Genomic DNA, 24,375 nt, shown 5'->3' with positions numbered 1-24,375 from the left:
TCAGTTTGACTTGGGGCATAAAAATTAAAATGAATCATCGCTGAAAGTGCCAAAGAGGTTATCCAATGACAATTGAACGTACTTTTTCCATTATCAAGCCCAATGCAGTAAAGAAAGATGTTATCGGCTCTATTTATGCTCGTTTTGAAAGCGCAGGGTTTAAAATCATCGCGGCCAAAATGCTGCATCTGACTCGTGAACAAGCAGAAGGTTTTTATGCTGAACACAAAGGCCGCCCTTTCTTTGATGGTCTGGTAGAGTTCATGACCTCTGGCCCAATTATGGTACAGGTTCTGGAAGGCGAAAATGCAGTACAGCGTCACCGTGATCTGATGGGTGCAACCAACCCTGACAACGCGCTGGCAGGAACGTTACGCGCAGACTATGCGGACAGCTTTACTGAAAATGCGGTTCATGGCTCAGATTCCATTGAGTCTGCAAACCGTGAAATTGCTTATTTCTTTAGTGATGACGAGATCTTCCCTCGTCACTGAGTCTTCAGTTACTCGTAGCATCTAAACAGTAAAGTTTGTACAATGACGCGCCCCACTGATTTGATTTAGTGGGGCGTTTATTTTTATTTCAATGTTCATTCTCTATTTCTGGAATTTTATAATGACGGGAATTTGAGATTGCCAGAATGGAATGTTCATTGAATTGGCAGTCACCGCATGAAAACTTAGTGCTGAGATAAAATCGGCACAGAGCCGAAAGTGTAACAACGAGGCGATGTAAAAAATGTCCCAACTTAACGAAACCGTACCACCTTCAACCTCCGCCGTATCTGTCACGCCTGAAAAGAAAAACGGTAAAGTCAATCTACTTGACCTCAACCGTAAACAAATGCGTCAATTCTTTGTCGATATGGGAGAAAAGCCTTTTCGTGCCGATCAGGTTATGAAATGGATTTACCATTATTGCTATGACGACTTTGAGCAGATGACAGATATCAACAAAGTCCTCAGGGCTAAATTGCAACAAGTTGCTGAAATCAAAGCACCGGAAGTTGCAGAAGAACAACGCTCCTCTGATGGCACCATAAAATGGGCGATTACTGTTGGTGATCAACAGGTTGAAACGGTTTATATCCCGGAAGATGATCGGGCGACACTATGCGTTTCATCTCAGGTGGGATGTGCTCTGGAGTGTAAATTCTGTTCTACGGCTCAGCAGGGTTTTAACCGTAACCTGCGGGTATCTGAAATTATTGGTCAGGTTTGGCGCGCCGCTAAGATCATTGGTTCGCTGAAATCCAGTGGCCGCCGTCCCATCACCAATGTGGTGATGATGGGAATGGGGGAACCATTACTCAATTTGAATAATGTGGTACCCGCAATGGAAATCATGATGGATGATTTCGGTTTTGGCCTGTCAAAACGTCGCGTGACGTTATCAACGTCCGGCGTTGTCCCTGCATTGGATAAATTGGGCGATATGATTGATGTTGCATTGGCAATTTCTTTGCACGCACCTACCGATGACATTCGTGATGAAATCGTGCCAATTAACCGGAAATACAACATTGAAGAGTTTTTGGCCGGGGTACGTCGTTATCTGACAAAATCCAATGCCAATCAGGGGCGTGTCACGGTGGAATATGTGATGCTTGATCACGTTAACGACAGCGTTGAACAGGCTCACCAGTTGGCGGAATGCCTGAAAGATACGCCAAGTAAGATCAACCTGATCCCTTGGAACCCGTTCCCCGGTGCACCTTATGGCCGCAGTTCCAATAGCCGAATCGATCGTTTTTCCAAAGTCCTGATGGAGTATGGTTTCACAACCATCGTGCGTAAAACGAGAGGAGACGACATTGATGCTGCCTGTGGACAGCTTGCGGGTGATGTCATTGACAGAACAAAACGGACACTGAAAAAACGTCTGGCAGGTGAACCTATTCAGGTAAAAACAGTCTAATTTTCTGTTTAATATCGATTAATGGCTAAAAATCTGGCGAAGTTTGACATATTCTTATAAATGAAAATGGTATGATACGGAAATCAATAATTTGGTCTATAGTTTGTTTTGGCTTGTCAGCGGGGTGCGCAGAACACTCAACGCATCGTGCTTCTCAGGTTGTTGCCATAGATACACGATTACAGCTAGGGAAGGCTTATTTGGTGGAACGGAATTTACCGGCTGCCAAATATCATTTTCAGAAGGTCTTGCTGGCGGAGCCTCGTCATCCGGAGGCGCATTTGGGTATGGCATTGCATGAACAATATGCTGGCCGACCTGAAGCCGCCAGCCGCCATTATGGAATAGCCATGCAGCAGACGGCAGGACGTGATACTGTAATACGTCATTATCATGCTTTCCTCTGTGAACAAAAGCGGTTTGAAGAAGCTAAGCAATTGCTCACGGAAAATAGGGAAAGCAATATGAGCCGTTATCGCTGTGATAGATAATTTTTTGCGTTCAACGCAGTGCAAGATGATTTCGCGGCACAAATTAGTTTAAATTAATTTGCGTAAACTCTTTAACCCAGAACAGTACCAGTGTCCTTAGCTAATGAAGACTGAAACTTACCCAGAAGAAGCCAATCTGACAACAGGTCAGATTCTGCGTCAGGCTCGTGAAAAACTTGAGCTTTCTCAGCAAACTGTGGCAGATCGCTTGTGTCTTAAACTGTCCACTGTTCGTGATATTGAAGAAGATAATATTCCATCAAATATTACACCAACATTCTTTCGTGGATACATTCGCGCTTATGCGAAACTGGTTCAAGTGCCTGAATCTGAGATCTTGAGCATTTTAGATAAACAAATGCCAGCCAAGACCATGAAAGTTTCTCCAATGCAGAGTTTTTCCTCGGGAAAAAAACGTAAAAAGAGTGATGGTTGGTTAATGAAAATAACATGGGCTATCATCATCCTGCTACTTGGTATGACTGGCCTATGGTGGTGGCAAAACTACAAGGCGCAACAAAAAGAATTGTCTTCAATGGCAGCACAATCCAGCGTCCAAAGTACCCATGTTCAGGGCGCTGAAAATAGCCCGGCTGCTTCAACCGCAATAGCGGATAACAAGATAGCGGATAACAAGATAGTGAACAATGTATCCGCACCTCTGAAAGAAAATCAATCTGTGGCGATTTCTCAAGAGAAAGCGTCTCCAGAGCAGGCGAAAACCACTTCCAATGCACAAATGTCCATGGCAACAGAGCCGAAAACAGTGCCTAATCCAGTGGCAGCAAATGCGACTTCAGAAAACCCTAGCGTAACGACTAATACAGGCACGGAAAATCCTGTTGTCAGTACATCATCAATTGATGTGAACAATATTAGCGCTATAAGCAGCAATGAATTGGTCATAGACTTCAACGGGGAATGTTGGTTAGAAGTCAAGGATGCTAAAGGTAAGGTACTGTTTAATGGTACGAAAAAGAAAGGTGATAACCTGAAATTTTCCGGCGTATTGCCTTACTCTTTGAACATTGGTGCGCCTTCACAGGTTAAGGTTCAGTTCCAGGGGAAACCGGTGGATCTGAATTCCTTTATTAAGAAAGGTGTGACTGCCAAACTGAAGCTGAAATAAATTCATCGACAGAGTTTTGGCAAATTTATCTTGAAAAGAATTTGGGCGAACATTGAATAAGTATTCATGTTCGCCTGTGTGTATTATTCACCACAGCATAGTTGTAATTTTTATAAACAAAATACAGGGATGTAGGGGAGTAATGTAAAAATGCATAATGAATCACCGATAAAAAGACGTAAATCCACACGTATTTATGTCGGTAATGTGCCCATAGGGGATGATGCACCCATCGCGGTGCAATCAATGACTAACTCACGGACAACTGATATTGAGGCGACAGTCAATCAAATCAAAGCATTAGAGCGAGTTGGTGTTGATATCGTTCGTGTTTCTGTTCCGACCATGGATGCGGCTGAAGCATTCAAATCCATCAAACAGAAGGTCAATGTTCCCCTCGTTGCTGACATCCATTTCGATTACCGCATTGCATTGAAGGTAGCCGAATATGGTGTGGACTGCTTGCGCATTAATCCCGGCAATATTGGTAACGAGGAACGCATCCGTCAGGTTGTGGATTGTGCCCGTTACAATAACATTCCGATTCGTATCGGGGTCAATGGTGGATCGCTGGAAAAAGATCTACAGGAAAAATATGGCGAACCGACACCGGAAGCGCTGGTTGAATCAGCAATGCGCCATGTGGATATCCTTGATCGCCTTAACTTTGACCAATTCAAAGTGAGTGTCAAAGCCTCTGACGTTTTCTTGGCTGTTGGCGCTTATCGCTTGCTGGCACAAAAAATTGATCAACCGCTACATCTGGGTATCACCGAAGCAGGTGGCGCTCGCGCAGGTGCGGTGAAGTCTTCAATTGGTCTGGGCATTTTATTGTCAGAAGGAATTGGCGACACATTGCGTATCTCTTTGGCCGCAGATCCGGTAGAAGAAGTTAAAGTCGGCTTCGATATATTGAAAGCATTGCGCATTCGTTCAAGAGGCATCAACTTCATTGCTTGCCCGACTTGCTCACGTCAGGAATTTGATGTTATCGGTACTGTTAATGCGCTTGAGCAGCGTCTTGAAGATCTCATTACACCGATGGATGTTTCTATCATTGGCTGTGTCGTGAATGGCCCGGGAGAAGCAGAAGTTTCAACGCTTGGAGTAACAGGTGCTAAAACGAAAAGCGGCTTTTATGAAGACGGCATTCGCCAGAGAGAGCGTCTTGATAATAAGGAGCTGATTGATCAGCTTGAAGCGAAAATCCGGGCTAAAGCTGCGATCCTTGATGCTAATAACCGGATCAGCATTAATCAGCTTGATGAGTAATATGCCTGATGCTGGTTCATGTTATCATGCGCCAGCTCTGCTTTTTATCTTGGTATCTATTGGATAAATGAGCATATAGTGAGAATTTTGTTTGCTGATTGAACCTGACAAGTATTCGCTTTTATAATCGATGCCATTGTATAAATATTAATAAGAGATAAAACGTGACAAAAAATATTCCAGCTATTCGTGGCATGAACGACTGCCTTCCTGCTGAAACGGCCATCTGGCAACGAGTTGAATCTACGGTAAAGCGTGTGCTGTCAGGTTATGGTTTCAGCGAAATTCGGACACCGATTGTAGAGCAGACCCCGTTATTTAAACGTGCGATTGGGGAAGTCACCGATGTTGTCGAAAAAGAAATGTACACTTTTGACGACCGCAATGGAGAAAGCTTAACCCTACGCCCGGAAAATACCGCAGGATGTGTCCGTGCCGGTATTCAACATGGTCTGCTGTACAATCAGGAACAGCGCTTATGGTATATCGGGCCAATGTTCCGATATGAGCGCCCACAAAAAGGCCGTTACCGCCAATTCCATCAATTGGGTGCTGAAGTTTTTGGTCTGCAAGGGCCGGATATCGATGCTGAACTCATTTTAATGACAGCCCGCTGGTGGCGTGAGTTGGGCATTGCTGACCACGTTACGCTCGAATTGAACTCCATTGGTTCACTGGAAGCTCGTGCAGATTATCGTGAAGCACTGGTTGAGTTTCTTGAACAGCATAAAGAAAAGCTGGATGAAGACTGCCAGCGTCGTATGTATACCAACCCTCTGCGTGTATTGGATTCCAAAAATCCTGAAATTCAGCAACTTCTTAATGATGCACCGGAACTGTTTGATTATCTTGATGCCGAATCAAAAGAACATTTTGATGGATTGTGTCAGATACTTGATAACGTGGGTATCAAGTATCGCATTAACCAGCGTCTGGTTCGCGGCCTTGATTATTACAACCGTACAGTCTTTGAATGGGTAACCTCTGCATTGGGGGCACAGGGAACAGTCTGTGCGGGGGGGCGTTATGATGGTCTGGTTGAGCAATTAGGTGGAAAAGCAACACCGGCAGTGGGTTTCGCCATGGGCATGGAACGTATGGTTCTGTTAGTGCAGGAAATCAATCCTGACTTCGTTGCCGATTTGGCGGTTGCTGATGTTTATCTCTCTTCCTTTGGTGAAGGCAGTCAACAAGCCGCATTGATTCTGGCAGAAAAAATCCGTGATCAACTGCCGGAATTGCGCCTGATGACCAACCACGGTGGAGGTAATTTTAAGAAACAATTGACTCGTGCGGGTAAGCATGGCGCTAAAGTTGCCCTGATCCTCGGAGAAGATGAAATTCAGGCTGGCAACGTAACAGTAAAAGATTTACGTAACGGTGAACAAGAAACGTTGTCACAACAAACGGTCGCGGCACGTTTGAGCGAATTGTTAGGCTAAGGAGAGACTCTGTGCAAGTCTATACCACTGAAACTGAACAAGTTGACGCGATAAAGCGTTTTTTCGTCACCAACGGTAAATACCTTGCTGTTGGTTTAGTTCTGGGCATTGGCGCGTTGGTTGGCTGGCGTTACTGGCAGACTCATCAAACAAACCAATTACATGAAACGGCAGCAAAGTTTGAGAAATTGAACAAATCTCTGGCGTTGGGGTCGAAAGAGGGTGTTACTGCCGCAGATAAGTTCGCGAATGAAACGAATAATATCTACGGTGTCATGGCTGATCTGGAGCTGGCAAAACATGCTATCGGGCAGAATGACTTGGCTCAGGCTGAGAAAAATTTGCTGGCGGCATCAGGTAAAGCCACAGATGAAGATATGAAAACGTTATCCAACCTTCGTTTGGCCCGGGTTCAATTGGCGGAAGATAAAACGGATGCTGCATTGAAAACGTTAGAATTGGTCAAGGGAAAAGGCTGGTTGGTTGTTGCTGAGGATATCCGTGGAGATATTCTGGCGAAAAAAGGTGATATAGCCGGTGCTCGTGCCGCATATTCCAAAGGGCTTGAATCTGATGGTCCTCAGTCGATGAAAGATTTCATTAAAATTAAACTTAATAATTTATCCAACTAAGGGAGCCAACTTCTAATGCAACTGCGAAAAACACTCTTGGTTGGGCTGGTTGCTTCTGTTTTGCTGGCTGGTTGTTCAAGCGAACAGGATACGGTAACAATGTCACCGTTGCCGAAGGTTGAAAATCAATTCAAACCTCGTGTTGTCTGGGATAAATCCGTTGGCAGCGGCGTTGGGCACTACTATTCTCATTTGTCACCGGTTTGGCAGGGCTCAACGGCTTATGCTGCTGACCGAAATGGTGTTGTCAAAGCGTTTGATATAGATAGTGGCAAGGAGTTGTGGACAACGGACCTGTCAGAGAAAGCCGGTCTTCTGTCATCTCGTTTGCCAGCACTGCTGTCAGGGGGACTGACTGTTTCCGGTGATCGTCTCTATGTCGGCACAGAAAAAGCAAAAGTCATCGCGTTGGATGCAACAAGCGGTAAAGTTGAATGGGATTCAACAGTTGCCGGCGAAGCATTATCGCGCCCGGTGGTAAGTGATGGTTTCGTCTTGATTCACACTGGCAATGGTATGTTGCAGGCACTGAATGAAGGTGATGGTAGTATCGCTTGGTCAGTCAATATGGATACACCTCCGTTGTCAGTACGTGGTGAATCCGCTCCTGCCGTGGCCTATGGCGCCGCAGTTGTGGGGGGTGACAATGGGCGTGTCAGTGCTGTTCTGCTGTCCCAAGGGCAATTAATTTGGCAGCAGCGCATTTCTCAGGTAACGGGAGCCACTGAAATCGATCGCCTGAATGACGTTGATATGACTCCGGTCATTTCTAACAATGTTATTTATGCCATTGCTTATAACGGTAATTTAGTTGCAATGGATATGCGTTCGGGCCAGATCATCTGGAAACGCGATCTGGGTTCAGTGAATGATATGGTCGTGACTGATGATAATATTTTCATTGTTGATCAGGATGACCGCATTTTATCCTTGCGTAAGAGCGATGGGGTTACATTGTGGGCGCAAAATGATCTCTTGCATCGTAACTTGACTGCACCTGAAATGTATAACGGCTATCTGGTTGTTGGAGACAGCGAAGGTTATTTGCATTGGTTGAATATGGCTGATGGCAAATTTGCGGCTCAGAATAAGGTTGATGGTTCAGGTCTATTGAGTCGCCCTGTTGTTGTCAGCGATAAACTGATGGTACAAGCGAAGGACGGGACAGTTTACCTGTATACTCGCTAATTCCAGAACGTGTTTTAACGTTATATGTAATACTATACGAAATAACACGAAACTATACGGCTCCTGTGCTGAAAGTAACAGGGGCCGTTTCGTCTTTTTAGTATCTTGTAGTAGTGAGCAACATTGGTTGGATCATTTCTAGCAGGATATCGATTTAAATTTAGTCATGAGGCATCAAAAAAATGATACCTGTCGTTGCGCTGGTTGGGCGCCCCAATGTTGGAAAATCCACCTTATTTAACCGATTAACCCGAACCAGAGATGCGCTGGTAGCGGATTTCCCTGGCTTAACCCGTGATCGTAAATATGGACGGGCAGAGGTTGAAGGGCAGGAGTTCATCATCATTGATACGGGAGGTATCGATGGTACGGAAGAAGGCGTAGAAACACATATGGCTACGCAATCTTTGATGGCTATCGAAGAGGCTGATATTGTTCTCTTTATGGTTGATGCCAGATCAGGGTTGATGCCGGCCGATCATGCGATTGCCAAGCATTTGCGCAGTCGTGAAAAAGCAACCTTTTTGGTAGCAAACAAGACTGATGGCATTGATATTGACACTTCCATTGCAGAATTCTACTCATTGGGATTAGGTGATATTTACTCTATTGCCGCTTCCCACGGCCGTGGCGTGACGCAGTTGATTGAACGTGCCCTGCTGCCTTTTTCTGAGAAAGAGGAAAAGGAAGAAGTCGAATTAACGGAAGAAGAGGCTAACGCTGCTTATTGGGCAGAGATGGAACAGGCTGAACTTGATGCTTCTGTTGAACAGGAAGAAGAGGAAGCGTTTGATCCTACTGCTTTGCCACTAAAACTTGCGATTGTTGGTCGTCCGAATGTAGGTAAATCCACATTAACCAACCGTATTCTGGGGGAAGAGCGGGTTGTCGTTTATGATATGCCAGGCACAACCCGTGACAGCATTTATATTCCCATGGAGCGTGATGGGCGCGAGTATATCCTGATTGATACTGCGGGAGTTCGTAAACGCGGTAAGATCACAGAAACCGTTGAAAAATTCTCCGTTATTAAAACACTTCAGGCTATTGAAGATGCTAATGTCGTGTTATTGGTGGTAGATGCCCGCGAAGGTATTTCTGATCAGGATCTCTCTCTGCTCGGCTTTATTCTTAATAGCGGTCGCTCGCTGGTTATTGCCGTCAACAAATGGGATGGCATGAGTCAGGAAGATAAAGATCACGTCAAGGATATGCTGGATCTGCGTTTGGGCTTTGTTGATTTTGCTCGTGTTCACTTTATTTCTGCACTGCATGGTAGTGGTGTTGGTAATTTATTTGAGTCAATTCAGGAAGCTTATGAAAGCGCAACCCGCCGTGTTAATACTTCCTTACTGACCCGTATCATGCGCATGGCGGAAGATGATCATCAGCCACCGATGATCCGTGGTCGTAGGGTTAAAATGAAATACGCTCATGCGGGAGGTTATAACCCACCGATTGTTGTGATTCATGGTAATCAGGTAACAGACTTACCCGATTCTTATAAGCGTTATTTGATGAATTACTTCCGTCGCTCTTTAAAAGTGATGGGAACACCTATTCGTATCCAGTTTAAAGAAGGGGCTAACCCTTATGCTGGTAAGAAAAATACATTAACAGCAACCCAGCTTCGTAAGCGTAAACGTTTAATGGAGCATTTGAAAAAACGTTAATTATTTTAAAAAATACAATAAATAAAGGGCTGTTTTCAGCCCTTTATTATTAAGGATTGCGCATTTCCATTCGTAATCATAATCTAAAATAAATTGTTTTTAAGTGTTTTATTCTGAAAAATAAAGATAGTAGTTGTAACTGCTTTCTATATATTTTATGAAAAGATATTTTATAGGTAGCAATAAATTTTATAGATAGTAACAAAAGTTTAATTATTGGTGGGAATAAATTATTAATAGAAATAATAGCTAAGTTTAGCTGAAATTCTATATGATAAAGATAATCTATTTATTCCCGATCCTATAATGGAATCCATGAATATAATGAATGTCAAAACAATCAACTAACTAAGTCATTCGTGGCCACTTGTGATGGCTTTGGTGCTTAGCATTAAAGAAACATTTTCCGATAGTAAATAATTATTTTATTATTCGGGTAGTGTTTTGTTTTTATATGATAACGAATTATCTTCATTGGCGTGGGGCTTGTTTTCTCTGGGTGAATGTTTCATTAATTGATTTACATGCTCTAAAGTTTTCAATATAAATTCTTTATCATCAGTATCACAATTTTTCGCAATACATTCCAATAAATACGGAGGAATTATATTTTTCTTGTTTATCTGATTGCTATTCATAATAATACCCTATTCTATGTGTTTTTCATGTCTGAGTATATTTAGCCTAATCGTAATATTAGCCAAACTAACCATGTTAGTCACTACTAAAAATGTAAATTTTTGATGGTGTGAGATTAATAAGTAAAATGTTTGAAATAATGAAGGGGGAAAATGAATTTTTATTGATAGGGGTTACGCTTGGAAGATTAATTCTTTGATACTGAAAATATCAGGGGGGAATAAAAAAGTATATAATCAAGGCCTTCCTTAGCCATTTATTATCACAGGAATAGTTAATATCAGAGCAAAGCTCCCACTTGCTTCCATGAATGAGTTACAATATCTGAAATTTTTTTACCAAATAATTTTTCTGCATTGTCGATGGTTAATGTCGCGAAATCATTAAAACTTGCTTTATGAGATAAGCGTTTGTCCAACAATGTCTCGTACCAAATCTTTCCTGCCTGTTCCCATGAATAGCCGCCTAACTCGATCGCTAATAAATAGAACGCCTTATTGGGAATGCCAGAATATTTGTGGACTCCTCCTTGGTCATCTCTAACGGACAGATCTTGATATTGATTCATATGGCCAACTTGGTTGTCTTTTGGGTTTGCGCTTCCGGGGTTTTTGAATGAGCGCAAAGCAATGTTGGGATCATTGTTTGGATTAAGTGCATAACCCAATATCCCTTGGCCGATTAACCAATCAGATTCGCTTGCCTGTTGATTTTTTACATACTGCTTCACCATAATACCAAACACATCTGCGATGGATTCGTTTAGTGCACCAGATTGATAGGCATAGTCAAGATTTGCTTCACTTTCAATAACACCGTGAGTTAATTCATGAGCAGTAATATCAATACAAGAGGTAAAGCGATTAAAATAGGGGGCATAACCATCACCAAAAACCATTTGGTTATTATCCCAAAAAGCATTCATATAATTTTTCTGGTAATGCACGCTGGCAACTAGCTTGAGGCCCTGGTTATCAATCGAATTGCGGCCAAAAACGTTTTTATAAAACTCATAAGTCTTACCCAGATACTCATAAGCTTCATTGGCTGATATATCGCCGCTCATAGTTGTTATTTCATCTAAAATTAATATTTTTCCTGGATATTGATCATTATATTGAGCATCATAAACTGTTCTATCTAATTTAGTATAATTTTCAGGCTGGTATTCACGAGTGAGAATATCCAACTCAGCAGAGTTATTCATTAAATTATAAACATGATTTAATGTTTTTAATATATATGCTTTATCACTTTGACCACAAATTTTTACAACGTATTCCAATAGAGAAGGCGGAATTATACCAGTTTTATTTAATTTAATTTGATGGTTGCGCATAATAATACCCCGCTTTTTAGATATTGTGTTTATTTTAATCCCTAGGAACCTTAATTAAGTATTAATCTAAATAGTGGTATTCGCTACTAATGAGAAAGGTTTTTTTGTATTTAATAATGTTAATTTATAAATATAATAAAGGATTATCCTTAATCCTTTATTATTTATTTTAGCGTTATCTTAACGTTACTGATTTTAACCTAAATTGATATTGTGTTAATATTGGATTAATCATTTTCAGGAAGTAAAATACCAACCTGTTTCCAACAATTACTAACAATGTCTGAAATTTCCTTATCAAATAATTTTTCAGCATTTTCAATTGTCAGTTTGGCAAAATCCTCGAAATCCGCATCAGAATACAAGCGCTTATCCAGCAAAGTTTGATACCATATTTTTCCTGCTCGCTCCCAGGTATATCCGCCTAACTCAGTCGCTACTAAATAAAATGCCTTGTTAGGAATTCCTGAATATATATGAACACCGCCATTGTCTATGGTGAAGGGGAGTTCTTTATATTGATCCATATGAGCAACTTGTCTATCTCCGGAAAAAGCTTTTCCTGGATTAATAAAGCTGCGTAAGGCAACATCAGGCTTATTTTCTGGATTAAACCTAGGCCCCAACAAACCTTGCCCTAATAACCAGTCAGATTCATTTGTCTTTTGTTTTTTTACATACTGCTTCACCATAATACCAAACACATCTGCGATGGATTCATTTAGTGCACCGGATTGGTAGGAATAATCAAGATCTGCTTCGCTTTCGATCACACCATGAGTCAGTTCATGTGCTATAACATCAATAGCGGAAGTAAAACGATTAAAGTATTTCCCATCTCCATCGCCGAATATCATTTGTTTTCTGGACCAAAACGCGTTCAAGTAATTTTTACCATAATGCACTGTGGCAACGAGTTTTAGCCCTTTGTTATCGAGCGAGTTGCGGCCAAAAATGTTTTTATAAAACTCATAAGTTTTACCCAGATACTCATAAGCTTCATTGACAGCAACATCTTTGTCTTCAGGCATGCCTTCACTTCGGGACAGCTTTTCTCCGGGGAATTCCTCTTTGTTTTTGGCATCATAAATAGTGCGATTTAATTTATTATCTGATTCTATTTTCTTTTCTTGATGAAAGAGATCCTCTTCAGCGGTTGTGCTCATTAAGTGATAAACATGATCTAATGTCTTTGATACATATTGATTAGTACATTCATCGCAATCATTAGATATCTGTTCCAAAACAAATGGAGGAATTAAGCTGTATTTGTTGATTTGATTATTGCTCATAGTAATCCCCTCTATTTTTATTAGATATTGTTTTTGTTTTTCGGGCCCGGATTGAATACTAACTGTAATTAGAGAGTGAGTCATTAGGGGAAATATTGATTTTTTATGGCAGGGTATTGCTAATGAAAAACCATGAACAATTTTATCAATGCTCTGATAATTATCCGTTCTATTTAATGAATAATTTCGGAAATGAAAATATAAAACAGGAACACAGAGGTGATCGTATGTTCCTGTTTTTAATTGTTAAACCCAATCTTTTTTTATCAGAAATGAATTATATAATTCAGATTCTGGAGAATTAGGTTCCGGAGTATAACCATATTCCCAACGCACCAATGGCGGCATAGACATTAATATTGATTCAGTTCTGCCACCGCTTTGCAGGCCAAAGAGAGTTCCTCTATCCCAAACTAAATTGAATTCAACATAGCGGCTTCGACGATATAACTGAAATTGTCTTTCACGATCACCCCAAGCCATATTTTTTCTTCGTTCTACAATCGGTAAATAAGCAGGCAAGAACCCGTTGCCGACAGATTGTGTAAAATTAAAACAGGTATCAAAATCAGGTGTATTTAAATCGTCGTAAAATAAGCCGCCAATGCCACGCGGTTCATTTCGATGTTTTATAAAAAAGTAATCATCACACCATTCTTTATATTTTGGATAAATATCATCACCAAACGGTTGGCATAACGTCTTAGCAACACTATGCCAGTGGATGGCATCTTCTTTGAAACCATAATAAGGGGTGAGATCAAACCCACCGCCAAACCACCATAAAGGCGTTTCTCCTTCTTTTTCTGCAATAAAGAAACGCACATTCGCATGGCTGGTTGGGATATAGGGGTTTAGCGGATGGATAACAAGGGAAACTCCCATGGCTTGATAGCTGCGACCGGCTAATTCTGGACGATGAGCTGTGGCAGAAGCCGGCATTGATTTTCCCATGACATGCGAAAAATTTACGCCGGCTTGTTCAAAAATACCGCCAGCGGTTAACACACGACTGCGTCCACCGCCACCTTCTTCCCGTTGCCAGCAGTCTTCTATGAATGTTGAGTGACCATCAATTTGCTCCAGTTGCTTACAGATTTGATCCTGTAATGAGAGGAAAAAATCTTTAACTTGAGATAGATTAGGTATATTCATAATTAAATCATAACCAATTGATATTAATTAAATAAACCTCATTTTTTAATGAGGTGGTTTTTGTTTGTTTATATAATTTTTTATACATAGAACACTGAACGAACCTATAAACAAAACATAAGAACAGTGTAAAAGAAAAGAAAAGAAAGGAAAGAATAAGAGTGAATTTGTGATCAATAAAACGAGATCTGTACGCTAAACCTTCTGGACTTGTGAAGAAGATGCGGTGTATTTCGTCGAAAAAGCTATTGAGGTGACAATTACGAATGTTATTGCTAGTGAGAAGATACCCCGTTACGGCTATCTTCCGCGTGTGCAACGGCTGCGCCACCGACTGAAACAAGTTGTTTATACTCGTTGGTATGTGTGGTCTTGATAGTACAGATTCGGCGCATGACTGATTCACAGGTAAGTTGCTGCATGATCTGCTTGTTCAGTTCAGGGATAACGGTATAGCCACTGTCTGACGGAACGCCCGTAGACAAAGTATAATCCGGTCACTACCTAGTCACCATCCCAAACCACAAATTTCTGCGCGAATGCTCCCGTAAGTCCTTATTGTGAGCCGGCCGAAATGAAATGCGAACACGGCTGCTTTTAATTGCAATAGTTACAGCTACCAAATTGGAATATTACCCGACATTCCGCACCGAATTCTTAATTTATTGTTTTAATTAAGAATTAACAACTGTGTAAAATTTTATACGAGCGATTAAAAATCAGCATATTACAGATATAGCTGCGAAATGACAGATTACCTCAGGAAAATAATTTTTCCCTGATTTCTATAAACCAATGAGGAAAACCTACCTTTTTCCGTATTTCTGAATTCCACCCTCCCTTTCCAAACAATGGGATATTTATCTTTTCCGAAGCAACCACCATAATATTCAATAGCTGTTCCTCACTTAATTCATTGATTTCTGCTAAATACGATATCCATTTATTACCTATTTGAACATGAAAGGCTTCATCATTATTGATATTAACGAAGGCATTTGCTTCTTCATGTCTATCTTGTTTAATTAATTCATTAATCAAAAATAGATTAATTTCAACCGCGTTACCCTCTTGAAGAATTTGCTGAATTATAAGTGATTCCAATAGCGTTGATGATTTCATATACCTCTCAACGACGCTATTCGTATAATATTCAGAATATAAATCTCCACCTAATCCTACAAATAGTTCATAAATATACTTTGCATGCCTACTTTCATCCCAAATCTGTTTTGCTAAATCCAATCTAAATTCATAAGGCATATCATCATTTTTTAACATTTGATGAGCACATACTTCCATTGCGGATATTTCCACATCAACAAGAACATAATAAAGAAAAGAAAGGTAGGTTTTATTATTTTTTACCAGCTCTTCGTTACTATTAGCATGGAAAATCTTATTATTGGATTTTTTCAGCTTTAGGTCTCTGCAAGGAGGAAAAACAGGACAGGTATCTAATACACAATCTGTTTTACTGTTACCCAAATTATCGATTATATAACTGGCTGTAATGCGTTCATGTTCTAATAATACACATTTTGAAGAAATAATATCCTCGCAATATCTGATTATATCCTTATTCCATACATTGTTACGTTGTGTCACATGACGCCAGCAACAAGATGAAACCGTAAGTTTCTGCGCAAATACTCCCGTTAGTCCTATTACGGCGAATCGCCTTAAATAGGTTAAAAAGAGAAGAGACAAAGAAAGACGGTAAGAAGCTAAGCATCAGAAAAAAACGCCAACGTGCCTGGATGAAAACCCGTTTTTTGGAGCAGGTATTACAAGCAGGTTTTGCTGATATGGATGAAATTTAAACATTCATGCGGTTGCCCTGTCAGTGAACGCTTTTCATCTTCGGCTTGGGTGAGCAGCGAACGCATTTGATGGGTTAAATTGGCTTTTTTCTGGCGTAGTTAGAGTAATTTTTTCATGGTGTTTTGTAGTTAATTTGTTTTTCCAGTAAGTTAATTTTTCATACTATGAAAAATAATAAGAAAGAATCCTGACTATGTTGAATGAGCACACAAAAGTATAGGGATGGAATAGCTGGTTTCTGTTAAAATTTATCTATAAATGATTTTGTGTAATGTCATGTGTATAAAGTTTTATAGCGCACTTGACTAAATTACAGGAGCTCTAATGACTAAAAGAAGTGACATACAAAATGGGCGATTAGTTTATACAGAAAAATTAGGGTGGTTAGACTTAGGGCATGTTAACGGTGATGATGCAAGGAAGCTGATGATTTCTCTCGCTTTAGGGGATGAATCGACTAATAAATTTCATTTTATTGTTAGGTATGTCCAATATATGGGTAGGGGACGTAGCCTTGGAACATCTATAAAAACAAGGTGGAGAGTTAGAAGAGGATTATCTTTGCATGATAAAAAAAGAGTTGCTCTTACTATTATGATGTATACAACTCATTCATTTGAATCATACCAAGACTCCTTTCCTTTTACTTTAATTTCGGATAGCGGTTATAGTGGTGAGGATTTGATTTCTAACTTATTCGGTTTTTACCAGGCTATTAATGATATTAATTACTTACCTCAAGTAGGGGTAGTGAGTAAAGAAAAGGCATTTAAACGGTGGGATTATTACGGAGCTATAGGGAAATATAAAAATAAATCTTTTAAGCCATTATTATTTCCTGATCCTGAAAAATATCCTAACAATACAATACCTTATCATACTTCCTTGCCTGGTTTTTTAAATACCATAACGCCTATAAGTGATATAAAAACTAGTCAAGATGTAATGCTCATTGAAGATGCAAGCTGGGTTAACATAGGTAAAGAATATGCTGGGATTGCGATTGAGTAAATCTATACGTATATGTATAGCCATATCTATTTTAACTATTGGTGTTATTTTTCTTATTGCATCATTAGCGAATGTTAACTTGTCATATACAAAAAGAAATTTTATTTATTATTACGCATTTACTTTTGATGAGATTAAGAATGTACCTTTTATTTCAAATGATTACATTATATACTATGACTCTCCTGATGGCAGTAATACAATGACTAACGAAATTGTCTTTTCAAATGTAAAATTGAGTCGTCTGACAGAATTAATAGAATATACTGAAAATATGGGTTTTAAGAAATACTTCGATAAGCATTGGGGAGATGAACGCTGGCACAAAGACGATACTATTATCAGTATACAACAAAATGATACTGAGAGTACCATTTTGTTTTTAGTTGAGAAGAATTAAAATACATTTTCTTCTCTTATACTATAACCCGATGTGCCAGCGATATGATGTGTCCATGTTATGCTATCATATGAAATTGTTATGCTTTCATGTGGTTGCATATCATTATGGCTTAGTGAGTTAGGATAGTGGATGGAGATATTTTTTATAGTGGCATTTGTTAATTTGATAGAATAAAATTTTTCCAATCCCCCCGCTGAGCTATTTCTATATATTTCAAGTAGACAATCTAAATGTTCATTATTTGATATTGAAACGCCTAATAATGGAGATGATTTATCAATTGATTTTGTTATTACTATAGGATGATGGTTTACATTTTGTTCTCTATTAAGTACTCAAGAAAAATATTTTATCAGGCAGCCTTTAAAAACGACTATTTAATCTGCTGATATATGTTTTTCTAATTGACGAATAAAGCTATCAATATTGGCTCGGTTGTCTCTGCCATAGTGTTTTATCCAATATTCGATAGTGTCTTTTACAGTGATTGGTTTTAATGATTCTTGCATTGTTAAGTTAAATTGGAGCTTTGGAACTTTACCAGAGGTCAACCAGTTACGGCATTTATCCCGTGTTTCACGAGCTTGTTTGAGGAGTATATCAGGGTAGCGTCCAATGGGGAGACGGTTTAACTTGATGCTTTTGCACTCAATCCAGCACCATCGGCAAAAAATTCAATCTTATTCCTTTCTTTTCCGTGTAGGATTTTAGTTTTTTGTCACTGGGCTTGTTTAGTCCGGCAGCCATGATCTCCCAATATATTTATACAAATGTTTATACGCAGTGTGCTGCAAGAGTTAGGAAAACGTCAATAAGCACTGTAACAACATACAGTTTAGTGAGATATTAATCGTTTGATTTTCATATAAAAGTAATAATCATGGACAAACATCAAAACATTAAACTAATATATATTAAGTATATTCATTTCTGCTTTCATTTTGGTTAGTTTATGAATATTAGCAGTATACCTGTTAGTATCAGTAAACGCATTTTCATATTGATTCAAAAATAAAAGCAGTGATAATTAACATTGATTCAATTGCTTATTAGATAGGCTTACTAACTATGGAAATTCGGGTATTTCGGCAAGACGACTTTGAAGCCGTCATCACACTTTGGGAACGCTGCGATTTGATTAATTCTGGTGATGATCCAGAAATAGACATTGAGCGTAAATTAACCCATGATGCTGATTTGTTTTTGGTTGCTGAAGTTGCCGGGGAAGTAGTTGGTACAGTTATGGGTGGCTACGATGGGCATCGGGGGCATGCGTATTATTTGGGCGTTCATCCTGAATTCAGGGGCAGGGGAATTGCTAATGCGTTGATTGCTCGTTTAGAAAAGAAATTATTGGCAAGAGGTTGTCCAAGTATTTTACTCATGGTGCCAGAAGAAAATGATGCAACAATTTGTATGTGTGAAAAGATGGAATATGATTATTTGGGGCAGGAAAGTGCCATTTTTAGTAAGCGGTTGATTATTGATTAAAATATAAAGAATATAAAATGGCTGAGCATTACATATGTTATTCAGCCATTATTTTTTTTACTATAATTTTTATAGAATGAGTCAAATTTCTCATGTATTTGTTTTTTGTAATAAGGAGATCCTTTGACAAGTTCGGCTTTTTATTATCTGTATCAAATATAATTTTAGCCTGAATGTGTCCATCCTTATCTTTAAAGATATAATACTTTTCAGGAATCGAAGTTTCAGATTTTCCTTCTAATACATACCAGTTAGAGTTCAATGGGTAATCAATATCTTGTCCTTCAGGTAGATCCATATGTTTTCTCCTGACTGTATATTTTTTATGAACATTGACTTACAGTACTGTTTGTTTTTTAAATAGATCGGCAATGTCATATTATTAATGTGTTATTAACATCGATTTTACGTTTCTATTGATGAATGGTTTTGATAAGGGAATGTTTTTTTGAAAACGTGGTCTGATAGATGTCAAGTTATTGTCCATAGAGACTCAAGGTAAAAAATTTCAAGGTAAAAAATAGTGATGGATAAATTTTTCGTATTCAATTTCCTGCCTAAACAACGGATCATTACACTCAGTAGTTTAGTTGGGTGCTCATTTTTGTTAACCGCTTGTGCCGGAGCAGCGGGTTTTTCATGGTCTTCTTTATCACCTTTAAACTGGTTTGGCAGTTCCCTGAGTGTCTCTGAACAAGGGATTGGAGATATCAATAAACAGACAGACATGACTCAATCCGCAATTGAACAAGGCTTGGGAGATAAATATCGCCTGCGTAGTGGTATGGAAACGCAAGGTAATCAATTAATTAGCGTGATTCAGGGAATGGAAGGCGATCAGGTAAAACTCGAATTTTATGGTCTCGTCAATGGAAAGGTTAATCGTATTGATGTATTGGATGAAGGAATTAAAACGGTTTGGGGAGCGAAAATAGGAACCCCTTTCTCCGAGTTGTATGACAAGGCATTTGGTGCATGCCAGCGATCCAATGATTTCACCATGCAACCTACAGTTATCTGTCGTACTCCGCAAAGTCGGCATGTCAGCTATGTTTTTACCGGAATTTGGGATGGCCCTGAAGGATTATTGCCTTCTGATGATGTTCTGAAAGATTGGAAGATTTCGCGTATTATCTGGAAACCCTGATAAAATCTCAAAGAGAGTTTTTATTAAAGTTAAACTCTCTTTTTTCCACCTGTATATAAGGGAAACAGCTAAAATCGTTATTACCTGTATCTTATTATTATCATCCTAAATGAGTAACCTTACGTTCCCTGTACCTTATCGCGTTTCATCATTTCTCATAAGAATTTAGTATATAAAACAGTAGATAGTTAGCTATCCTGTTATAAATATTCTGGATACAGTATACCTTTCATCTTTCAAGTTGCTGCTTTGTTGGCTACGTTCACTCACCTTTGGTTACGTAGTTATAAATATGTACTTATAAACAGGTAGTTATAAACATAGAGCCAGCTATCCTTCTGAGGATTTGCTTTTCTTGCCGTCGCTCTGCAACTTGAAATCTATTGGATGTAGAAGAAATTGTTGTCTAATTGCGTGATGGGTAAGGTGTTAGATGAAGATAATGACAATAAAAATTAAATTATTAAGCAGATTGGCTGCCATATCATTTTTGGTCAGTCTCAGTGCTTATAGCACCAACGCCTTGGCTGCCGAATTGCTGAATAGTTCCTACGACATTGGGCGAGAATTATTTTCAGGCTTGAATCCTGTATTTGAGAAACATTGGAATGAACAGCATCCACAGGAAAAATTGACTATTAAACAATCACATGCAGGTTCCTCTAAACAGGCGCTGGCTATTTTGCATGGATTGCGAGCGGATGTAGTCACTTATAACCAAGTCACGGATATTCAGATACTGCATGATCGTGGCAATTTGATTCCTGCCAACTGGCAGCAGCGCCTGCCGAATAACAGTTCACCATATTATTCCACAATGGCCTTCTTGGTACGCAAAAATAACCCTAAGCATATTCGGAATTGGGATGATTTAGTGCGTAATGATGTGAAATTAATTTTTCCAAACCCAAAAACCTCAGGTAATGGTCGTTATACCTACTTAGCGGCATGGGGCGCTTTTCAAAAGCAAGATCCACATGAAAAAGAGAAAGTACGCCAACAGATGCAACGCTTTTTGCAAAATGTAGAAGTGTTTGATACTGGCGGGCGCGGAGCAACCACTTCGTTTATTGAGCGTGGATTAGGGGATGTTCTGATTAGTTTTGAATCGGAGGTCAATAACATCCGCAAACAATATGGTGAAGATAATTATCAAGTGGTTGTGCCCCCAGTGAATATCCTGGCTGAATTCCCCGTGACCTGGGTAGACAAAAATGTCCAGCGAAACGGTACGGAAGCTGTAGCCAAAGCATACTTAAATTATCTGTATAGTCCGGCAGCACAAAAAATCATCGCCGATTTTAATTATCGTGTAGTTGATAACGATGTTATGGAAGCCCGGCAACCCCGTTTTCCTGCAACCAAATTGTTTCGTCTGGAAGAACAATTCGGTAGCTGGCCTCAAGTGATGAAAACGCATTTCGGCACTGGTGGAACGCTTGATCAATTATTGATGGAAGGGCGTAAATGATGTGGGGATTCAGCAAACGCGTCTTGCCCGGATTTGGGCTGAGTTTGGGCTGTAGTCTGTTTTATACCTGCCTTATCTTGTTATTGCCATTAAGTGCCTTGGTAGTACAGCTTTCCAGTATGACATGGGAGCAATACTGGCAGGTGATTGCCAATCCACAAGTTGTTGCCGCTTATAAGGTGACATTGTTGGCGGCTGCGGTTGCCAGTCTGTTCAATATGGTTTTTGGCATGTTAATGGCGTGGATATTAACGCGTTACCCATTTCCGGGGCGCAGCTTACTTGATGGTTTGATGGATTTGCCGTTTGCTTTACCGACGGCAGTTGCAGGTTTAACGTTGGCAACGTTGTTTTCTGCAACCGGATGGTATGGGGCCTGGCTTGGTCATGTTGATATCAAAGTCACGAATACTTGGCTAGGTATTGCGTTAGCAATGGCATTTACCAGTTTGCCTTTTGTTGTTCGTACTGTGCAGCCAGTACTTGAAGAACTGGGCCCTGAATATGAAGAAGCCGCACAGACATTGGGAGCAAGTCGTTGGCAAACTTTTCAGCGGGTTATTTTGCCGGAGGTTTCACCGGCATTGATTGCCGGGACAGTGCTCTCTTTTACCCGCAGTTTGGGAGAGTTTGGTGCTGTAATTTTCATTGCGGGCAACATTGCCTGGCAAACGGAGGTTGTCTCTTTAATGATTTTTGTTCGCTTGCAAGAATTTGATTATCCGGCAGCCAGTGCAATTGCTTCAGTCATTCTTGCCACGTCATTACTGCTCTTGTTTAGTGTCAATGTATTACAAAGCCGCTTTGGGAAACGGATAGGAGGACATTGATGACTGAGTTTTCCGAATACACAGTGGCACAACATCCCCCGATAAATTGGGGAAAATGGTTGCTGATTGGCACAGGTATACTTTTTTCGGTTCTGTTACTGGTGATCCCGATAGCGTGGATTTTTCTGACTGCCTTTTCCAAAGGGCTGGACATCGTTACCCAGAACCTTTTCGATTCCGATATGCTGCATGCTATTTGGTTAACAGTGATGATTGCGCTTATCACTGTTCCCATTAATTTGGTTTTTGGTGTGATGGTGGCATGGTTAGTAACGCGTTTCCAATTCCCCGGCAGACAACTATTACTGACATTAATTGATATTCCGTTTGCGGTTTCTCCGGTTGTCGCAGGGCTGCTTTATCTCCTGTTTTATGGTGCCAATGGCTGGTTGGGAAGTTGGTTGAGTGACTATGGCATTCAATTAATGTTTTCATGGCCTGGAATGGTACTGGTAACCGTGTTCGTAACATGCCCGTTTGTTGTCCGGGAATTGGTGCCAGTGATGTTGAGTCAGGGCAGTCAGGAAGATGAGGCTGCTATATTGCTGGGAGCTTCCGGTTGGACGATGTTCTGGCATGTGACATTACCAAATATTCGTTGGGCATTGTTGTATGGAGTTGTTTTGACTAACACTCGGGCAATAGGGGAATTTGGCGCTGTGTCCGTCGTATCAGGATCGATTCGGGGAGAAACTTATACGTTGCCTTTGCAGGTTGAACTTCTTTATCAGGATTACAACACGGTTGGCGCATTTACGGCAGCAGCCTTATTGGCAGTAATGGCGATTATTACTCTGATTGTCAAAAGTGCGTTGCAATGGCGTTTGAGCCGTCAGCAAGGGTAGGGTATGGGGGCAGAATATGAGTATTGAAATCACTAAAATCAGTAAATCTTTTGGTCGTTCTCAGATACTGAATGAAATTTCACTGGATATCGAATCCGGTGAGATGATTGCCCTGCTCGGGCCGTCAGGTTCTGGCAAAACGACATTGTTGCGGATTATTGCAGGGCTTGAACAACAAAATTCAGGCCAATTGAAATTTCACGGTCAGGATGTCAGCCGGGTACATGCGAAAGATCGGCGTGTCGGGTTTGTCTTCCAACATTACGCCCTATTTCGTCATATGACGGTGTTTGACAATGTGGCTTTTGGCCTGACTGTACTTCCTCGTCGCCAGCGCCCCGGTAGCGAGGCGTTGCGTAGTAAAGTCATGACATTACTCGATATGGTGCAGTTATCCCATTTGGCTGACCGTTATCCATCACAGCTCTCTGGCGGACAAAAACAACGGGTGGCGCTGGCAAGGGCATTGGCCGTAGAACCTCAAATCCTGTTGTTGGATGAGCCTTTTGGTGCATTGGATGCACAGGTACGAATGGAATTGCGCCGTTGGTTGCGTCAGCTTCATGAAGAACTGAAATTTACCAGCGTGTTTGTCACCCATGATCAGGAAGAGGCCATGGAAGTGGCGGATAGAGTGGTACTGATGAATCACGGGCACATTGAACAGGTTGGAACACCACAGCAAGTGTGGAGTGAACCGGGGAGCCGCTTTGTGCTCGAGTTCATGGGGGAAATCAATAAATTTCGTGGTGAAATTAAAGGCTCACAGCTCTGGGTTGGCGGGAGAGTTTTCCCATTGGATATCACTCCCTTGCATCAGGGGAAAGTTGATGTCTTTTTCCGGCCATGGGATATGACACTCAGTAAACAGCAAACGGTTTCTTGTCCCTTGCCAATTCAAATCGTGGAAGCTAGCCCGCGCGGGCATTTTTCTCTCTTATCTGTCCAACCAATAGGATGGGGAGATGAACTACTCTCAGTTGTCTGGGAGGATAATTCATCTATTCCGGTCAGAGGCGATTATTATTTTATTGGAGGAACAGGTGCTCGCTTATATACGGAAGACTTACCGTTAAAAGTCTTAAGGCTGGCTGAATCGGCCTGATTTGATACATTTTTATTATTCATTCTTGCTTCCCTTTTATAACGGGGAAACAGGGATTTTTTGCTTAATATCTTGCTAC

Annotated in this window: 23 protein-coding genes and 4 pseudogenes; 18 read left to right on the top strand and 9 right to left on the bottom strand. The window is 40.4% G+C overall.

Annotated features, from left to right (window positions below):
- Positions 1–65: 65 nt before the first annotated feature.
- From ndk to der, 9 genes are all read left to right on the top strand, one after another.
- Positions 66–494 (top strand): nucleoside-diphosphate kinase, encoded by a 429-nt coding sequence (gene ndk / locus Xenpb_RS05770; protein WP_047962960.1) that lies wholly within the window; start codon positions 66–68, stop codon positions 492–494.
- Between the two features lie 244 nt (positions 495–738).
- Positions 739–1,917 (top strand): bifunctional tRNA (adenosine(37)-C2)-methyltransferase TrmG/ribosomal RNA large subunit methyltransferase RlmN, encoded by a 1,179-nt coding sequence (locus Xenpb_RS05765; protein WP_099115772.1) that lies wholly within the window; start codon positions 739–741, stop codon positions 1,915–1,917.
- A 71-nt stretch (positions 1,918–1,988) separates the two neighbouring features.
- Positions 1,989–2,408: a fimbrial assembly protein gene (locus tag Xenpb_RS05760; protein WP_187653469.1), complete on the top strand. Its 420-nt coding sequence runs from the start codon at positions 1,989–1,991 to the stop codon at positions 2,406–2,408.
- A 103-nt stretch (positions 2,409–2,511) separates the two neighbouring features.
- The gene (gene rodZ / locus Xenpb_RS05755; RefSeq protein ID WP_187653468.1) at positions 2,512–3,537 is read left to right on the top strand and encodes a cytoskeleton protein RodZ; all 1,026 of its coding nucleotides are present in this window, start codon (positions 2,512–2,514) and stop codon (positions 3,535–3,537) included.
- A gap of 150 nt (positions 3,538–3,687) precedes the next feature.
- Entirely contained in the window at positions 3,688–4,809 is a 1,122-nt protein-coding gene (ispG, locus tag Xenpb_RS05750) for a flavodoxin-dependent (E)-4-hydroxy-3-methylbut-2-enyl-diphosphate synthase (protein WP_187653467.1), read from the top strand.
- A 164-nt stretch (positions 4,810–4,973) separates the two neighbouring features.
- The gene (gene hisS / locus Xenpb_RS05745; RefSeq protein WP_187653466.1) at positions 4,974–6,251 is read left to right on the top strand and encodes a histidine--tRNA ligase; all 1,278 of its coding nucleotides are present in this window, start codon (positions 4,974–4,976) and stop codon (positions 6,249–6,251) included.
- Positions 6,252–6,262: 11 nt separating this feature from the next.
- On the top strand, positions 6,263–6,883 hold the full coding sequence (locus Xenpb_RS05740; protein ID WP_187653465.1) for a tetratricopeptide repeat protein: 621 nt from the start codon (positions 6,263–6,265) through the stop codon (positions 6,881–6,883).
- A gap of 15 nt (positions 6,884–6,898) precedes the next feature.
- Complete coding sequence (bamB, locus tag Xenpb_RS05735; RefSeq protein ID WP_187653464.1) at positions 6,899–8,071, top strand: outer membrane protein assembly factor BamB; 1,173 nt, start codon at positions 6,899–6,901, stop codon at positions 8,069–8,071.
- Between the two features lie 182 nt (positions 8,072–8,253).
- Positions 8,254–9,744 (top strand): ribosome biogenesis GTPase Der, encoded by a 1,491-nt coding sequence (gene der, locus Xenpb_RS05730; RefSeq protein ID WP_187653463.1) that lies wholly within the window; start codon positions 8,254–8,256, stop codon positions 9,742–9,744.
- A 428-nt stretch (positions 9,745–10,172) separates the two neighbouring features.
- On the opposite strand, the gene Xenpb_RS05725 is transcribed toward der, so the two are convergent.
- From Xenpb_RS05725 to Xenpb_RS05700, 6 genes and pseudogenes are all read right to left on the bottom strand, one after another.
- Positions 10,173–10,382: a protealysin propeptide domain-containing protein gene (locus tag Xenpb_RS05725; RefSeq protein WP_187653462.1), complete on the bottom strand. Its 210-nt coding sequence runs from the start codon at positions 10,380–10,382 to the stop codon at positions 10,173–10,175.
- Between the two features lie 281 nt (positions 10,383–10,663).
- Positions 10,664–11,722 carry a M4 family metallopeptidase gene (locus Xenpb_RS05720; protein WP_187653461.1) on the bottom strand — a complete coding sequence of 353 codons (1,059 nt, stop codon included), beginning with the start codon at positions 11,720–11,722 and terminating at the stop codon, positions 10,664–10,666.
- 227 nt (positions 11,723–11,949) lie between these two features.
- The gene (locus Xenpb_RS05715; protein ID WP_187653460.1) at positions 11,950–13,014 is read right to left on the bottom strand and encodes a M4 family metallopeptidase; all 1,065 of its coding nucleotides are present in this window, start codon (positions 13,012–13,014) and stop codon (positions 11,950–11,952) included.
- 246 nt (positions 13,015–13,260) lie between these two features.
- Positions 13,261–14,169, bottom strand: a complete 909-nt coding sequence (gene hemF / locus Xenpb_RS05710) for an oxygen-dependent coproporphyrinogen oxidase (RefSeq protein ID WP_187653459.1) — start codon at positions 14,167–14,169, stop codon at positions 13,261–13,263.
- Between the two features lie 302 nt (positions 14,170–14,471).
- A pseudogene (locus Xenpb_RS05705) lies at positions 14,472–14,657 on the bottom strand (phage major capsid protein); the annotation flags it as partial.
- A gap of 271 nt (positions 14,658–14,928) precedes the next feature.
- Positions 14,929–15,777 (bottom strand): ferritin-like domain-containing protein, encoded by an 849-nt coding sequence (locus Xenpb_RS05700; RefSeq protein WP_187653458.1) that lies wholly within the window; start codon positions 15,775–15,777, stop codon positions 14,929–14,931.
- A 50-nt stretch (positions 15,778–15,827) separates the two neighbouring features.
- On the opposite strand from Xenpb_RS05700, the pseudogene Xenpb_RS19875 reads away from it, so the two are divergent.
- From Xenpb_RS19875 to Xenpb_RS05690, 3 genes and pseudogenes are all read left to right on the top strand, one after another.
- Positions 15,828–15,992: pseudogene (locus Xenpb_RS19875) on the top strand (ISAs1 family transposase); the annotation flags it as partial.
- A 325-nt stretch (positions 15,993–16,317) separates the two neighbouring features.
- Positions 16,318–17,004 (top strand): hypothetical protein, encoded by a 687-nt coding sequence (locus Xenpb_RS05695; RefSeq protein ID WP_187653457.1) that lies wholly within the window; start codon positions 16,318–16,320, stop codon positions 17,002–17,004.
- Positions 16,997–17,404, top strand: a complete 408-nt coding sequence (locus Xenpb_RS05690) for a hypothetical protein (protein WP_255523029.1) — start codon at positions 16,997–16,999, stop codon at positions 17,402–17,404. Before Xenpb_RS05695 ends, Xenpb_RS05690 begins: the two co-directional genes overlap by 8 nt.
- Here Xenpb_RS05690 and tssD read toward each other — a convergent pair.
- Together tssD and Xenpb_RS20425 are read right to left on the bottom strand one after the other, a co-directional pair.
- Positions 17,401–17,739: pseudogene (gene tssD / locus Xenpb_RS05685) on the bottom strand (type VI secretion system tube protein TssD); the annotation flags it as partial. The gene Xenpb_RS05690 and the pseudogene tssD sit on opposite strands and share 4 nt — an antisense overlap.
- A 57-nt stretch (positions 17,740–17,796) precedes the next feature.
- Positions 17,797–18,154: pseudogene (locus Xenpb_RS20425) on the bottom strand (integrase); the annotation flags it as partial.
- 321 nt (positions 18,155–18,475) lie between these two features.
- Here Xenpb_RS20425 and Xenpb_RS05680 point away from each other — a divergent pair.
- On the top strand, positions 18,476–18,898 hold the full coding sequence (locus Xenpb_RS05680) for a GNAT family acetyltransferase (protein WP_187653455.1): 423 nt from the start codon (positions 18,476–18,478) through the stop codon (positions 18,896–18,898).
- A 37-nt stretch (positions 18,899–18,935) separates the two neighbouring features.
- On the opposite strand, the gene Xenpb_RS05675 is transcribed toward Xenpb_RS05680, so the two are convergent.
- Positions 18,936–19,196: a hypothetical protein gene (locus Xenpb_RS05675; RefSeq protein WP_187653454.1), complete on the bottom strand. Its 261-nt coding sequence runs from the start codon at positions 19,194–19,196 to the stop codon at positions 18,936–18,938.
- 228 nt (positions 19,197–19,424) lie between these two features.
- Here Xenpb_RS05675 and Xenpb_RS05670 point away from each other — a divergent pair, with 228 nt between their 5' ends.
- The 5 genes from Xenpb_RS05670 (at position 19,425) to cysA (ending at position 24,296) form a co-directional block, all read left to right on the top strand.
- The gene (locus Xenpb_RS05670) at positions 19,425–20,045 is read left to right on the top strand and encodes an RpoE-regulated lipoprotein (protein WP_187653521.1); all 621 of its coding nucleotides are present in this window, start codon (positions 19,425–19,427) and stop codon (positions 20,043–20,045) included.
- 433 nt (positions 20,046–20,478) lie between these two features.
- Complete coding sequence (locus Xenpb_RS05665) at positions 20,479–21,516, top strand: sulfate ABC transporter substrate-binding protein (RefSeq protein WP_187653453.1); 1,038 nt, start codon at positions 20,479–20,481, stop codon at positions 21,514–21,516.
- Positions 21,513–22,346: a sulfate/thiosulfate ABC transporter permease CysT gene (gene cysT / locus Xenpb_RS05660; RefSeq protein WP_187653452.1), complete on the top strand. Its 834-nt coding sequence runs from the start codon at positions 21,513–21,515 to the stop codon at positions 22,344–22,346. Before Xenpb_RS05665 ends, cysT begins: the two co-directional genes overlap by 4 nt.
- Entirely contained in the window at positions 22,346–23,191 is an 846-nt protein-coding gene (cysW, locus tag Xenpb_RS05655; RefSeq protein ID WP_187653451.1) for a sulfate/thiosulfate ABC transporter permease CysW, read from the top strand. Before cysT ends, cysW begins: the two co-directional genes overlap by 1 nt.
- A 16-nt stretch (positions 23,192–23,207) precedes the next feature.
- Positions 23,208–24,296: a sulfate/thiosulfate ABC transporter ATP-binding protein CysA gene (cysA, locus tag Xenpb_RS05650; protein ID WP_187653450.1), complete on the top strand. Its 1,089-nt coding sequence runs from the start codon at positions 23,208–23,210 to the stop codon at positions 24,294–24,296.
- Positions 24,297–24,375 lie beyond the last annotated feature (79 nt).

The sequence above is a fragment of the Xenorhabdus sp. PB62.4 genome (assembly GCF_014467285.1).
Taxonomy (GTDB): Bacteria; Pseudomonadota; Gammaproteobacteria; order Enterobacterales; family Enterobacteriaceae; genus Xenorhabdus.
Note: the sequence above shows the minus strand (reverse complement) of the source record. Positions and strands in the feature narration are given on the sequence as shown.

Excerpts from the sequence above, each read along its gene's own strand:
- ndk (WP_047962960.1), top strand. The coding sequence starts at position 66 with ATGACAATTGAACGTACTTTTTCCATTATCAAGCCCAATGCAGTAAAG.
- Xenpb_RS05765 (WP_099115772.1), top strand. The coding sequence starts at position 739 with ATGTCCCAACTTAACGAAACCGTACCACCTTCAACCTCCGCCGTATCT.
- Xenpb_RS05760 (WP_187653469.1), top strand. The coding sequence starts at position 1,989 with ATGATACGGAAATCAATAATTTGGTCTATAGTTTGTTTTGGCTTGTCA.
- rodZ (WP_187653468.1), top strand. The coding sequence starts at position 2,512 with ATGAAGACTGAAACTTACCCAGAAGAAGCCAATCTGACAACAGGTCAG.
- ispG (WP_187653467.1), top strand. The coding sequence starts at position 3,688 with ATGCATAATGAATCACCGATAAAAAGACGTAAATCCACACGTATTTAT.
- bamB (WP_187653464.1), top strand. The coding sequence starts at position 6,899 with ATGCAACTGCGAAAAACACTCTTGGTTGGGCTGGTTGCTTCTGTTTTG.
- der (WP_187653463.1), top strand. The coding sequence starts at position 8,254 with ATGATACCTGTCGTTGCGCTGGTTGGGCGCCCCAATGTTGGAAAATCC.
- Xenpb_RS05725 (WP_187653462.1), bottom strand. The coding sequence starts at position 10,382 with ATGAATAGCAATCAGATAAACAAGAAAAATATAATTCCTCCGTATTTA.
- Xenpb_RS05720 (WP_187653461.1), bottom strand. The coding sequence starts at position 11,722 with ATGCGCAACCATCAAATTAAATTAAATAAAACTGGTATAATTCCGCCT.
- Xenpb_RS05715 (WP_187653460.1), bottom strand. The coding sequence starts at position 13,014 with ATGAGCAATAATCAAATCAACAAATACAGCTTAATTCCTCCATTTGTT.
- hemF (WP_187653459.1), bottom strand. The coding sequence starts at position 14,169 with ATGAATATACCTAATCTATCTCAAGTTAAAGATTTTTTCCTCTCATTA.
- Xenpb_RS05695 (WP_187653457.1), top strand. The coding sequence starts at position 16,318 with ATGACTAAAAGAAGTGACATACAAAATGGGCGATTAGTTTATACAGAA.
- Xenpb_RS05680 (WP_187653455.1), top strand. The coding sequence starts at position 18,476 with ATGGAAATTCGGGTATTTCGGCAAGACGACTTTGAAGCCGTCATCACA.
- Xenpb_RS05675 (WP_187653454.1), bottom strand. The coding sequence starts at position 19,196 with ATGGATCTACCTGAAGGACAAGATATTGATTACCCATTGAACTCTAAC.
- Xenpb_RS05670 (WP_187653521.1), top strand. The coding sequence starts at position 19,425 with ATGGATAAATTTTTCGTATTCAATTTCCTGCCTAAACAACGGATCATT.
- Xenpb_RS05665 (WP_187653453.1), top strand. The coding sequence starts at position 20,479 with ATGAAGATAATGACAATAAAAATTAAATTATTAAGCAGATTGGCTGCC.
- cysT (WP_187653452.1), top strand. The coding sequence starts at position 21,513 with ATGATGTGGGGATTCAGCAAACGCGTCTTGCCCGGATTTGGGCTGAGT.
- cysW (WP_187653451.1), top strand. The coding sequence starts at position 22,346 with ATGACTGAGTTTTCCGAATACACAGTGGCACAACATCCCCCGATAAAT.
- cysA (WP_187653450.1), top strand. The coding sequence starts at position 23,208 with ATGAGTATTGAAATCACTAAAATCAGTAAATCTTTTGGTCGTTCTCAG.